The following is a 12,536-nucleotide window of genomic DNA, read 5'->3' on the forward strand; positions in this document are numbered from 1 at the left end:
TGCACACAAACGTCACAATCAATCTATGCATGACACACTGTTGAGTTCTCAAACATCACACGCTCTCGCGCCTCAGACCCTGTCGGGCCCTTAGTCGCGGGGCAACCTGTGAAACGCTACCCGGTTCGCTTCCCCGCGTCAACTCGGCGTTTCCGCCTCGTCTTGCCAGGGTCTGAACCCGGTGCCGGACACACGTCGGAACCTCGTTTGGCTAGGTCTTGCAACCTTTGGCCCGAAGTTTTTCCCGCCGCGTTCCCCGGCAGGAAGAACATTACCAACACGTGGCGTGCGGGTTGCAAATCGGGGGGCACCTCGAGTTTCCGGAGGGCCTCTCTGAGCGTGAATCGCCGGCCTCTCAGGGGTGCTCGGGGCCCTCGGCGCGGGGGTGCCGCCGGTAGGCGGAGACGCTCGGATCGCCCGGAATCCAGAACCTCCAGGGACGCTCGCTGGCCCGGCGCAGTCCGATGCGGGGTCCGGTGGCGACGTCGGCGAGCGGTACGTCGGGCAGCTCGAGCCGAATCTCCCCCGTCGCGAGATCGGTGCCGTCATGGCCGAGGGTCAGCCCGAGCGCCTGGCCGAGCCGGCCGGGGCCGCGCGCAAGATCGCGATCGGAGGAGCGGGGACGGCGTACCCGCGCGAGATCGAGGCCCTCGACGACCTCGCCGGCGCGGAGCAGGACCGCGCCGGGGCCGAACTCCTCCCCCACGGTGACGTTCGCGCAGATGTGGATCCCGTGGCTCAGGTAGCAGTAGAGCCGGCCCGCCGGTCCGAACATGGTCGCGTTGCGGCGGGTGCGGCCGCCGTAGGCGTGCGAGCCGGGATCGGTCACGCCGGCGTAGGCCTCGACTTCGGTCAGGCGGATCGCGACGTCGCCATGGCGCACAACGGCACCGAGCAGCCGGGGCGCCACCTCGAGGGGCGGCGCCGCCAGCTGCTCGGCGAGCGGCATGGTGTCAGGCCAGCGCGGTGCGGGCGTCGGTGACGCGGGAGCGCAGCTCGGCGAGCTGCTCGGTGACACGGACCGGCGCGGTGCCGCCACGTCCGTCTCGGGAGCCGACCGAGCCCTCGACGGTCAGGACGCTGCGCACGTCCGGCGTCAGGTGGGGCGAGATGGCCGCGAACTGTTCGTCGGTGAGCTCGTCGAGCTCGGTGCCGAGCCCCTCGCACTCGCGCACGCAGGCGCCCGCGAGCTCGTGGGCGATCCGGAACGGAACCCCCTGCTTGACCAGCCACTCCGCGATGTCGGTGGCGAGCGAGAAGCCCTGGGGGGCCAGCTCCCCCATCCGCGCAGTGTCGAACACGAGCGTCGCGATCTGCCCGGTGAACGCGGGCAGCAGCACCTCGAGGGTGTCGACGGAGTCGAAGACCGGCTCCTTGTCCTCCTGCAGATCGCGGTTGTAGGCGAGCGGGAGCGCCTTCAGCGTCGTCAGCAGGCCGGCGAGATTGCCGACCAGGCGGCCGGCCTTGCCGCGCGCGAGCTCGGAGATGTCGGGGTTCTTCTTCTGCGGCATGATGCTCGACCCCGTCGACCAGGAGTCGTGGAGCGTCGCGAAGCCGAACTCCTTGGTCGCCCAGAGGATGACCTCCTCGGCGATCCGGCTCACGTCGATGCCGGTCTGTGCGGCGACGAAGGCGAACTCCGCGACGAAGTCGCGCGACGCGGTGCCGTCGATGGAGTTGGCGGTCGAGCCGGTGAAGCCGAGCTCGCGCGCGACCAGCTCGGGGTCGAGGCCGAGGCTCTGGCCCGCCAGCGCCCCGGACCCGTACGGCGAGTCGCCGGCCACCCGCCGCCGCCAGTCGCCGAAGCGCTCGACGTCGCGGAGCAGCGCCCACGCATGGGCGAGCAGGTGGTGCGAGAGCAGGACCGGCTGGGCGTGCTGCAGGTGCGTGCGGCCGGGCATGATCGCGGGCTTGCCGTCGACCGACGTCAGGTGCGTGTCGGCCTGGGCCGCGAGCGCGTCGACGAGGTCGAGCACCAGCCCGGCGACGGACACCGAGTGGTCGAGCAGGTAGCAGCGGAAGAGCGTCGCGATCTGGTCGTTGCGCGAGCGGCCGGCCCGCAGCTTGCCGCCGACGTCGGGGCCGACCTCCTCGATGAGCAGCCGCTCCAGCGCGCCGTGGACGTCCTCGTCGGACGGGTCCGGCCGCAGCGAGCCGTCGGTGAACCGCTGGGCGAGGGCGTCGAGGCCGCGGTGGAGCTCGGCCTCCTCGTCGGCGGTGAGCAGGCCCGCGGCGCCGAGCGCCTGGGCGTGCGCGTGGGAGCCGGCGATGTCGTAGAGCCCGAGCCGCCAGTCGAAGTGGGTCGAGCGGGACAGGGCGTCGAGCTCCGGTGAGGGGCCGCCCTCGAAGCGGCCGCCCCACAGCTTGCCCGTGTTGGTACTCATGCTGTTCCTCCCCGGACGTGCACGATCGCCGCCCGCATCTGGTCGATCAGCCGCGGGTCGACCGCGCGGCCGTCGTGGTCGAGATCGTCGGGCGTCCACCAGGCGGCGTCGAAGATCGACTGCGACTCCAGCTGGTCGAGACCCTCGAAGCTGATGGGCGTCTCCTCCAGGGCGACCGCGAACAGCGTCGACTCGTTGACGTAGTCGCGGCCGTCCCAGGAGAACTCCACCTCGAACGAGCCGAACGGCTCACCGAGCGCCGCGGAGTCGAGGGCGATGCCGGTCTCCTCGCGCAGCTCGCGGACGCCCGCGTCGGCGAGGGTCTCCCCCGCGTCGACGGCGCCGCCGATGGTGAACCAGTAGCGCACCTCCGGCAGCGCGGGGTCGCAGCCGAGCAGCAGGAGGACCTTGCCCTCGCCGCTGACCGGCAGGACCCGCGCCACCGTGCGCCGGGTCGGCTCGTGGTGCATCAGTCGGTACCGAGCTCCATCGCGGCCTCCTCGAGGATGGCCTCGCCCTCGTCGCCGCCCTCGGGGTTGGCGGTGATCTGGTCGTAGCCACCGGCCGGCAGCTCGCCGAAGAGCGTGCCGTGCTCGACGAGGACGGTGCCCTGGTCGAGCGGCTGGCCGGCGTACGCCTCGAGCTTGGCGCGGCTGTCGGCGATGTCGAGGTTGCGCATGGTGAGCTGGCCGATCCGGTCGGTCGGGCCGAAGGCGGCGTTCTCGACGCGCTCCATCGAGAGCTTCTCCGGGTGGTAGGAGAAGTTCTCGCCGTCGGTCTTGAGGATCGTGTAGTCGTCGCCGCGGCGCAGGCGCAGGGTGACCGTGCCGGTGACGAGGGAGGCGATCCAGCGCTGGATCGACTCGCGCAGCATCAGCGCCTGCGGGTCGAGCCACCGGCCCTCGTAGAGCAGGCGGCCGAGCTTGCGCCCCTCGAGGTGGTAGTTGGCGAGCGTGTCCTCGTTGTGGATCGCGTTGAGCAGGCGCTCGTAGGCCGCGAACAGCAGCGCCATGCCCGGCGCCTCGTAGATGCCGCGCGACTTGGCCTCGATGATCCGGTTCTCGATCTGGTCGGACATGCCGAGACCGTGGCGCCCGCCGATCGCGTTCGCCTCCAGGACGAGAGCCACCGGGTCGTCGTATCGCTTGCCGTTGATGGCGACCGGACGGCCGGCCTCGAAGGTGATCGCGACGTCCTCGGTCTCGATCGCGACCGAGGGGTCCCAGAACTTCACGCCCATGATCGGCTCGACGGTCTCGAGCGAGACGTCGAGGTGCTCGAGGGTCTTGGCCTCGTGGGTGGCGCCCCAGATGTTGGCGTCGGTGGAGTACGCCTTCTCGGTGGAGTCGCGGTAGGGCAGGCCGTGCGCGACGAGCCACTCGCTCATCTCGTGGCGGCCGCCGAGCTCGGCGACGAAGTCGGCGTCGAGCCAGGGCTTGTAGATGCGGAGCTCGGGGTTGGCCATCAGGCCGTAGCGGTAGAACCGCTCGATGTCGTTGCCCTTGTAGGTCGAGCCGTCGCCCCAGATGTTGACGTCGTCGGCCTGCATCGCGCGCACCAGCATGGTGCCGGTGACGGCACGGCCGAGCGGGGTGGTGTTGAAGTAGGCCTTCGCGCCCGAGCGGATGTGGAAGGCGCCGCACGCGAGGGCAGCGAGGCCCTCCTCGACGAGCTGGGGCTTGATGTCGATCGCGCGGGCGATCTCGGCGCCGTACTCGCGGGCCCGCGCGGGGACGCCGGAGATGTCGGGCTCGTCGGCCTGGCCGATGTCGGCCGTGTAGGTGCACGGGATCGCACCCTTGTCGCGCATCCAGGCGACGGCGACGGAGGTGTCGAGGCCGCCGGAGAAGGCGATGCCGACGCGCTCCCCCCGGGGAAGGGAGGTCAGGACCTTGCTCAACTCATGAATCCTTTCGGGTGTCGCCTTCGGCGAGAGCGGTGAACTTGTGGGCCAGGGCATCTCCCCCGGCAGGGTCGCGCCCGATCACGAGCACAGTGTCGTCCCCCGCGATGGTCCCGAGCACATCGGAGAGCTCGACCTTGTCGATCGCGCTGGCGAGGAACTGCGCCGCCCCCGGTGGCGTGCGCAGGACGACGAGATTGGCGCTGGCCTCGGCGCTGACGAGCAGCTCGGAGGCGAGGCGGGACAGGCGCTGCTGGGAGGCGGCGCTCTCGCCCGTCACCGGCGTACGGTCGCCGCCCTCGGCAGGGACGGCGTAGACGAGGGCGCCGGTGGTCGAGCGGACCTTGACCGCGTCGAGCTCGACGAGGTCGCGGCTCAGCGTGGCCTGGGTGACGTGCACGCCCCGATTGCCGAGCAGGTCGGCGAGCTCGTGCTGCGACCGCACCTCGCGGGTCTCCAGCAGCTCGACGACGATCGCCTGCCGGGCGTTCTTCGTCATCGGGGTCAGGGCGTGCTCGCTCACGATCAGGCCTGCGCCTTCTCCTGGAGCCAGGTCATGATCGCCTTCTGCGCGTGGCGGCGGTTCTCGGCCTCGTCCCAGACGACGCTCTGGGGGCCGTCGATGACCTCGGCGGCGATCTCCATGCCGCGGTAGGCGGGCAGGCAGTGCATGACGATCGCGTCGGGCTTGGCGGCCGCGACCAGGGCCGGCGTGACCGACCACGGACCGAAGACCGCGCGGCGCTCGGACGCCTCGTCCTCCTTGCCCATCGACACCCACGTGTCGGTGATGACGATGTCGGCGCCGGTGACGGCCTCGACCGGGTCGGCGACCGCGGTGCCCGAGCCGCCGGTGGCCTGCCCGATCTCGTTGGCGCGCGCGAACATGGCCTCGTCGGGGACGTAGCCCTCGGGGCCGCTGATCCGGATGTGCATGCCGGCCGTGGCGCCCGCGAGCAGCCACGAGTTGCCCATGTTGCAGGCGCCGTCGCCGAGGAAGGTCGCGGTCAGCCCGGCGAGCTCGCCCTTGTGCTCGGAGATGGTGAGCAGGTCGGCCAGCAGCTGGCAGGGGTGGAAGTCGTCGGTGAGGGCGTTGATGACCGGCACCGAGGAGTGGGCGGCCATGTCGTCGATATTGGCCTGGGCGTAGGTGCGCCACACGATCTGTGAGGCCTGGCGGTCGAGCACGCGCGTCACGTCGGCGACCGACTCGCGCTTCCCGATGCCGGCGAGGGTGCCGTCGACGAGCATCGCGTGACCGCCGAGCTCGGCGATGCCGGCAGCGAAGGACGCCTGCGTGCGCAAGGTCGGCTTGTCGAAGATCATCGCGACCGTGTGGGGGCCGGCGAGCGGCTTGTGGTCGAAGGGCGCGGCCTTGAGCTTGGCCGCGAGCGCGAGGACCTCGGCCTGCTCGGCCGGGGTGAGGTCGTCGTCGCGGAGGAACGATCGGGTCATGCGGTGACTCCTTCGTGGGCGCGCCCGAGGATGCCCGCCCACGCGTCGCCGAAGGCACGGACGTCGGCCTCGGTGAGCACCAGGGGCGGCGCGAGGCGCACGCGGTGAGGGGTGGCGGCGTTGACGATGAAGCCGGCGTCGAGCGCCGCCGCGGCGACCTCGACGGCGATCGGGTCGACGAGCTCGACGCCGAGGAGCAGGCCGGCGCCGTGGACGGCGGCGACCTCGGGCAGGGACGCGACGGCGTCGACGAGCTGCCGGCCGCGGGCGACCGTCTCGTCGAGCAGGCCGTCGGCCTCGATCGTGTCGAGGACGGCGAGCGCGGCAGCCGCGGCGACCGGGTTGCCGCCGAAGGTGGTGCCGTGGTTGCCCGGGTCGAACAGCTTGCCGGAGCCGTGGGTCGCGATGCAGGCGCCGATCGGGATGCCGCCGGCGAGGCCCTTGGCGAGCGTGATGATGTCGGGTACGACGGGCGCGTCGACGAGCTCGGGGTTCTGGTGGGCGAACCAGGTGCCGGTGCGGCCGATGCCGGTCTGGATCTCGTCGAGCCAGAGCAGCGCGCCGTTGTCGTGCGCGATCCGCTGCGCGGCGGGCAGGTAGTCCCTCGGCGGGACGACGACGCCCGCCTCCCCCTGCACCGGCTCGACGAGCACGGCCGCGGTGTCGGTGTCGACCGCGGCCTCGAGTGCGGCGATGTCGCCGTAGGGGACGAAGACGACGTCGCCGGGCAACGGCTCGAAGGGCTCGCGGTAGGCGAGCTTGGAGGTCAGCGCGAGCGCACCCATCGTGCGGCCGTGGAAGGAGCCCTCGGTGGCGACGATCTTGGTGCGGCCGGTGCGCCGGGTCAGCTTGAAGGCGGCCTCGTTGGCCTCCGCGCCGGAGTTGGTGAAGAACACCCGCGCCTCGGTGCCGAGCAGCGCGACGAGCCGCTCGGCGAGCGTGATCTGCGGGGCGCTGGCGAAGAAGTTCGAGATGTGGCCGAGCGTCTGCAGCTGCTCGGTGACGGCGGCGACCAGCCGGGGGTGGGCGTGGCCGAGCGCGTTGACGGCGATGCCGCCGAGCAGGTCGACGTACTCACGGCCGTCGGCGTCCCACACGTGGGCGCCCTCGCCGCGCACCAGCACGGTCTTGGGCGGGCCGAAGGTGTTCATGAGGGCGCCGGTGTAGCGCTCGGTCCACTCGGTGTTTCCGGGCTTGCCGGGGGTCGTGGTGGTCACTTCTGGGCCTCCCGAGCCTTGCGGGTCTTGGTGGTCACGCCGGGCAGCACCTGGGTGCCGACGCCCTCCTCGGTGAACAGCTCGAGCAGGACGGCGTGCGCCTGCCGGCCGTCGACGACCGTCGCGCGCTTCACGCCGTCGCGCACCGCCTGCAGGCAGGCGGTCATCTTCGGGATCATGCCGCTCGCGAGCGACGGGAGGATCTCCTCCAGCGCCTCGGGGCTGATCTCGCCGATGACCTCCTCCGGGTCGGGCCAGTCGAGGTAGAGGCCCTCGACGTCGGTGAGGATGAGCAGCTTCTCGGCGCCGAGCGCCGCGGCCAGCGAGGCCGCGGCGGAGTCGGCGTTGACGTTGTGGACGACGCCGTCGACGTCGGGCGCGACGCTGGAGACGACGGGGATCCGACCCGCCTCGATCAGGTCCAGGACGGCCTCCGGCCGCACCTGCGCGACCTCGCCGACCAGGCCGAGGTCGACCTGCTCGCCGTCGACGACGGTGCCCGTCTGCTCGGCCGTGAACAGGCCGGCGTCCTCGCCGGACAGGCCCACCGCGAGCGGGCCGTGCTCGTTGATGAGGCCGACCAGCTCGCGCTGGACCTGGCCCACGAGCACCATCCGGACGACGTCCATCGCCTCGGGCGTGGTCACCCGCAGCCCGCCGCGGAACTCCGACTCGATGCCGAGCCGGTCGAGCATGGTCGAGATCTGCGGACCGCCGCCGTGGACGACGACCGGCCGGAAGCCGGCGAAGCGCAGGAAGGCGATGTCCTCGGCGAAGGCGCGCTTGAGGGCGTCGTCGGTCATCGCGTTGCCGCCGTACTTAATGACGACGACCTTGCCGTGGTAGGCCTTCAGCCAGGGCAGCGCCCCGGCGAGGGTCTCGGCCTTGAAGGGGTCGGGCTTGCCCGGCTCGTGGTGCTCGGTGGGGATGCTCATGAGGAGTACGCGCTGTTCTCGTGGACGTAGGCGTGGGTGAGGTCGTTGGTCCAGACGGTCGCCTGCGCGTCGCCGGCCTTGAGGTCGATGGTGACGGTGACCTTCCGGTCGGACAGGTCGACGAGCGACGGGTCCTCGGCGGGCGTGCTGTTGCGGCAGACCCACACGTCGTTCATGGCGACGTCGAGGTCGGCCGGGTCGAACGCGGCCCGGGTGGTGCCGACGGAGGCGAGGACGCGGCCCCAGTTGGGGTCCTTGCCGAAGACGGCGGCCTTGAACAGGTTGCTCCGCGCGACGGAGCGGCCGACCTCGACCGCGTCGTCCTCGGTGGCGGCGTTGATCGTGGTGATCGAGATCTCGTGGTCGGCACCCTCGGCGTCGGCGAGGAGCTGGACCGCGAGCGAGCGGCAGACCTCGACGAGTGCGGCCGTGAAGTCCGCCAGGCTCGGCGCGACGCCGGAGGCGCCGCTGGCCATCAGGGTGACGGTGTCGTTGGTCGACTGGCAGCCGTCGGAGTCGAGCCGGTCGAAGCTGACCCGGGTGGCGGCGCGGAGCGCGGCGTCGAGGTCGGCGGCCGGTACGACGGCGTCGGTGGTGATGACGACCAGCATGGTGGCGAGCGCCGGGGCCAGCATGCCGGCGCCCTTGGCCATGCCGCCGATCGACCAGCCCGCGCCGTCGGGGCCGGCCACGACGACCTGCTTGCTGACCGTGTCGGTGGTCATGATCGCCTCGGCCGCGTCGTTGCCGCCGTCGAGCCGCAGCTGCGCGCCGAGCGCGTGGACGCCGTCGAGCAGGGTCTGCCGGTCGTTGACCAGCCCGATCAGGCCGGTGGAGCAGACGACGACGTCACCGGAGGCGATGCCGACGACCTTGGCGACCTCCTCGGCCACCTGGTGGGTGGTCTGGAAGCCCTCGGGGCCGGTGTAGCAGTTGGCCCCGCCGGAGTTGAGGACGACGGCACGCACGACGCCGTCCTTGACGACCTGCTCGCTCCACAGCACCGGGTTGGCCTTGCAGCGGTTGCTGGTGAAGACCGACGCGGAGTCGTAGGTGGGGCCGGTGTTGACGACGAGGGCGAAGTCCTTCTTGCCGGACGACTTCAGGCCGATGGCAGCGCCGGCGGCGACGAAGCCGGCGGGGTGGGTGACGCTCATGGTGGGGATGGTTCCTTCGTGCGGAGGGGTCAGACGGGGACGGCGGGGGCGACGGTGTGCCCCGATCGTCGCCACGCCTCCTCCGCCCGGTCCGCCTTCGCGGTGGGCACCAAGATCCAGTCGGTGTCGAAGGTCGAGAGCGTGAACGCGCTGATCTCGGCCTCGGCCAGCGGGCCGAGCAGGGCGAGCAGGACGCCGACCTGGTCGAGCGCGAGCGTGCCGTCGACGCAGAAGGCGGTGAACGGCTTCTGGTGGCGCGCCTTCTTGGGCACGCTGCGGCCGGCGCAGACCAGCGAGGTCTCGGTGGCGGTCGCGGTGATCGAGAAGACCGACGACGACTCGGCCCAGGTCGGGATCTCGGCGCCCGGGGCGAGCCGGACGACGGCCAGGGTCTCCGGGTAGCGGGAGAGGCTGAACAGCTGCTGCTCGGTCACTGCGGGGTCCCCGCGAACTTCTTCGGGGGAGCGAAGCGGAGGAGAAGAATTTGTGGGGTGCTCATGGGGCGAGTCCTACCGTCGAGAGGCCGGTGGTCTCGTCGAGACCGAGGGCCAGGTTCATGCACTGGACGGCGGCGCCGCCCGTGCCCTTGGCGAGGTTGTCGAGGGCGCCGACGGCCACCAGCCGACCGGCCGCCTCGTCGACGGTCACCTGGAGGTGGACGGCGTTGGAGCCGAGCACCGCCTGGGTCTGGGGCCACTGCCCCGCGGGGAGCACGTGGACGAAGGGCTCGTCGGCGTAGGCCTTGGCGTAGACCTCGTAGGCCTCCTCGGCGCTCACCGCACCGGCCAGCGGGGCCGAGCAGGTGGCGAGGATGCCGCGCGACATCGGGACGAGCAGCGGCGTGAAGCTGACCTTGACGCTCGCGGGACCGCCGGTGGCGAGCTTGCCGAGGTTCTGGGTGATCTCGGGCGTGTGGCGGTGCACGCCGCCGACGCCGTAGGCGCTGACGTTGCCCATGACCTCGCTGCCGAGCAGGTGGGTCTTGGCGGCCTTGCCGGCGCCGCTGGTGCCGGAGGCGGCGACCACGACGACGTCGGGGACGACCAGGCCGGCGGCGACCGCGGGGGCCAGGGTCAGGGAGGAGATCGTCGGATAGCAGCCGGGGACGGCGATCCGCCGCGCGCCGCGCAGCGCGTCGCGGTTGCCCGGGATCTCGGGCAGCCCGTAGGGCCAGGTGCCGGCATGGGCGGAGCCGTAGAACTGCTCCCACGCGGCGGCGTCCTCGAGCCGGTAGTCGGCCCCGCAGTCGATGACGACGACCTTCTCGTCCCGGGCCGACAGCTCCTCGGCGAGGGCGCCGGACTGGCCGTGCGGGAGGCCGAGGAAGACCACGTCGTGGCCGGCGAGGACGTCGACCGTGGTCTCCTCGAGGACCCGGTCGGCGAGCGGGAGCAGGTGCGGCTGCAGCGCGCCGAGCCGCTCCCCCGCGTTGCTGCCCGCGGTGACCGCGCCGATCTCGACACCGGGATGTCCCAGCAGCAGCCGCAGCACCTCGCCTCCGGCGTACCCGCTGGCGCCGGCGACCGCCACCCTCACCTTGCTCATGTGCATGAATATACAGGACCCTGCATGAAACTGCGAAGGGGGCTCGCTGAAGGCGAACTGAAACCGGTCTCCCCCAGGCTAGGGCCCATGAACGACATCCTCCACCCCCCGGCGCCCCGCGGTGACCTCGCGGTCGACGCGCACGGGCTCGTCAAAACCTTCGGTGGCCAAGGATCGAGCGCCTTCCGGGCGGTCGACGGGATCGACCTCCAGGTCGCCCGCGGCGAGGTGTACGGCGTGCTCGGCCCTAATGGGGCCGGCAAGACCACCACCCTCTCCATGCTCGCCACCCTGCTCCCCATCGACGGCGGCCACGCCTCCATCTTCGGCGTCGACGTCACGGCCAACCCGCACCGCGTGCGGCAGCTGCTCGGCGTGACCGGGCAGTACGCCTCCGTCGACGAGAACCTCACCGCCACCGAGAACCTGGTGCTCTTCGCCCGGCTGCTCGGCCACCGCCGCAAGGGCGCGGCCACCATCGCCGCCGACCTGCTCGAGAGCTTCGGGCTCACCGAGGCCGCGACCCGGCAGATCAAGAACTTCTCCGGCGGCATGCGCCGGCGCCTCGACCTCGCGGCGTCGCTCATCGCCCGCCCGCCGCTGATCTTCCTCGACGAGCCGACCACCGGCCTCGACCCGCGCACCCGCGGGCAGATGTGGGACACGATCCGCGAGCTGGTCGAGCAGGGCTCGACGATCCTGCTGACCACGCAGTACCTCGACGAGGCCGACCAGCTCGCCGACCGGATCGCCGTCATCGACGCCGGTCGCAAGGTCGCCGAGGGCACGCCCGAGCAGCTGAAGTCCGGCGTCGGCTCCTCGACGCTGCACCTGCGCCTCGCCGACCGCGACCAGACCGCGGCCGCCGCGGCCGTCGTCGAGCGGACCCTCGGCGAGCCGCCCGTCCTCACCCCCGAGGCCGGCGGGCTCAACGTCCCACTCGCGGACGCCGACCGGGCGGCCGACGTCCTGATCGCGCTGCGCCAGGCCGACCTGTCCATCACCACGGCCACCGTGCGCCAGCCCACCCTCGACGAGGTCTTCCTCGCGCTGACCGGGCACCACAGCGAGCCGACCGACACCGACCAGAACGAGGAGGTGGCCTGATGACCACGCTCATCGACCCGCCCGCGCACGCCGCCGTACCGGTGGCGGTCGACGGGCTCGCCACCCGCCCCTCGCTGCGCGAGACCGTCGACCAGACGCTCGCGATGGCCTGGCGCGCGACCAAGAAGATGCGCCGCAACCCGGAGCAGTTCTTCGACGTCACCATCCAGCCGCTGCTGTTCACGGCGATGTTCGCCTACATCTTCGGCGGCGCGATCTCGGGCAGCGTGAAGGACTACCTGCCGCTGATCATCCCCGGCATCCTCGCCCAGACCGCGCTCACCTCGTCGATGGCGATGGGCACCCAACTGCGCGAGGACATGGACAAGGGCGTCTTCGACCGCTTCCGGTCGCTGCCCATCGCGCGGATCGCCCCGCTCGCCGGGCCGGCGCTGGCCGACATCATCCGCTACACGATCGCGTCGACGCTGACGATCCTCGTCGGGCTCGCCATGGGCTACCGCCCCGGCGGCGGCTTCCTCGGCACGCTCGGCGGCTGGCTGCTCACCATCGTCGCGGCCTGGTCGCTGGCCTGGATCTTCACCTGGCTCGGCACGGTGGCCCGCTCGGCGCAGGCGGTGCAGGGCATCTCGATGATGATCATGTTCCCGCTGACCTTCCTCTCCAACGCCTTCGTCCCGGCCTCGACGCTGCCGGGCTGGCTGGAGGCGTTCGTCAAGGTCAACCCGGTCTCGCACGTGGTCACCGCGTGCCGCGACCTGATCAACGAGGGTCAGGTCACGACCGAGGTCGCGTGGGCGCTGCTCGGCTGCGCGATCGTCGTCGCGATCTTCGCGCCGCTGGCGGTGCGGTCGTACTCGCGGAAGATCTAA

The 12,536-nt window shown here is 71.7% G+C and carries 13 protein-coding genes; 2 read left to right on the forward strand and 11 right to left on the reverse strand.

Annotated features, from left to right (window positions below; all coding sequences use genetic code 11):
• Positions 1 to 355: 355 nt before the first annotated feature.
• From AB4880_RS20120 to argC, 11 genes are all read right to left on the reverse strand, one after another.
• Positions 356 to 949 (reverse strand): DNA-3-methyladenine glycosylase, encoded by a 594-nt coding sequence (locus AB4880_RS20120; protein WP_367920993.1) that lies wholly within the window; start codon positions 947 to 949, stop codon positions 356 to 358.
• A 4-nt stretch (positions 950 to 953) separates the two neighbouring features.
• Positions 954 to 2,384 carry an argininosuccinate lyase gene (gene argH / locus AB4880_RS20125; protein ID WP_367920994.1) on the reverse strand — a complete coding sequence of 477 codons (1,431 nt, stop codon included), beginning with the start codon at positions 2,382 to 2,384 and terminating at the stop codon, positions 954 to 956.
• Positions 2,381 to 2,854: an NUDIX hydrolase gene (locus tag AB4880_RS20130; RefSeq protein WP_367920995.1), complete on the reverse strand. Its 474-nt coding sequence runs from the start codon at positions 2,852 to 2,854 to the stop codon at positions 2,381 to 2,383. Before AB4880_RS20130 ends, argH begins: the two co-directional genes overlap by 4 nt.
• The gene (gene argG, locus AB4880_RS20135; protein ID WP_367920996.1) at positions 2,854 to 4,284 is read right to left on the reverse strand and encodes an argininosuccinate synthase; all 1,431 of its coding nucleotides are present in this window, start codon (positions 4,282 to 4,284) and stop codon (positions 2,854 to 2,856) included. The genes AB4880_RS20130 and argG overlap by 1 nt, the downstream gene beginning before the upstream one ends.
• 1 nt (position 4,285) lies before the next feature.
• Positions 4,286 to 4,810: an arginine repressor gene (locus tag AB4880_RS20140; RefSeq protein ID WP_367920997.1), complete on the reverse strand. Its 525-nt coding sequence runs from the start codon at positions 4,808 to 4,810 to the stop codon at positions 4,286 to 4,288.
• Between the two features lie 2 nt (positions 4,811 to 4,812).
• Complete coding sequence (gene argF, locus AB4880_RS20145; protein WP_367920998.1) at positions 4,813 to 5,742, reverse strand: ornithine carbamoyltransferase; 930 nt, start codon at positions 5,740 to 5,742, stop codon at positions 4,813 to 4,815.
• Positions 5,739 to 6,959, reverse strand: a complete 1,221-nt coding sequence (locus AB4880_RS20150) for an acetylornithine transaminase (protein ID WP_367920999.1) — start codon at positions 6,957 to 6,959, stop codon at positions 5,739 to 5,741. Before AB4880_RS20150 ends, argF begins: the two co-directional genes overlap by 4 nt.
• A complete protein-coding gene (argB, locus tag AB4880_RS20155) occupies positions 6,956 to 7,894 on the reverse strand; it encodes an acetylglutamate kinase (RefSeq protein ID WP_367921000.1) in 939 nt (312 codons plus the stop codon). Before argB ends, AB4880_RS20150 begins: the two co-directional genes overlap by 4 nt.
• A complete protein-coding gene (argJ, locus tag AB4880_RS20160; protein WP_367921001.1) occupies positions 7,891 to 9,051 on the reverse strand; it encodes a bifunctional glutamate N-acetyltransferase/amino-acid acetyltransferase ArgJ in 1,161 nt (386 codons plus the stop codon). Before argJ ends, argB begins: the two co-directional genes overlap by 4 nt.
• Before the next feature lie 29 nt (positions 9,052 to 9,080).
• The gene (locus AB4880_RS20165) at positions 9,081 to 9,485 is read right to left on the reverse strand and encodes an ACT domain-containing protein (protein WP_367921002.1); all 405 of its coding nucleotides are present in this window, start codon (positions 9,483 to 9,485) and stop codon (positions 9,081 to 9,083) included.
• 61 nt (positions 9,486 to 9,546) lie between these two features.
• On the reverse strand, positions 9,547 to 10,602 hold the full coding sequence (gene argC, locus AB4880_RS20170) for an N-acetyl-gamma-glutamyl-phosphate reductase (RefSeq protein ID WP_367921003.1): 1,056 nt from the start codon (positions 10,600 to 10,602) through the stop codon (positions 9,547 to 9,549).
• Positions 10,603 to 10,683: 81 nt separating this feature from the next.
• Between argC and AB4880_RS20175 the strand changes: the two genes are divergently transcribed.
• Positions 10,684 to 11,703 (forward strand): ATP-binding cassette domain-containing protein, encoded by a 1,020-nt coding sequence (locus AB4880_RS20175; RefSeq protein WP_367921004.1) that lies wholly within the window; start codon positions 10,684 to 10,686, stop codon positions 11,701 to 11,703.
• Positions 11,703 to 12,536 carry an ABC transporter permease gene (locus AB4880_RS20180; RefSeq protein ID WP_367921005.1) on the forward strand — a complete coding sequence of 278 codons (834 nt, stop codon included), beginning with the start codon at positions 11,703 to 11,705 and terminating at the stop codon, positions 12,534 to 12,536. Before AB4880_RS20175 ends, AB4880_RS20180 begins: the two co-directional genes overlap by 1 nt.

Origin of the sequence: Nocardioides ginsengisoli (assembly GCF_039537225.1) — a bacterium.
GTDB classification, from domain to species: Bacteria; Actinomycetota; Actinomycetes; order Propionibacteriales; family Nocardioidaceae; genus Nocardioides; species Nocardioides ginsengisoli.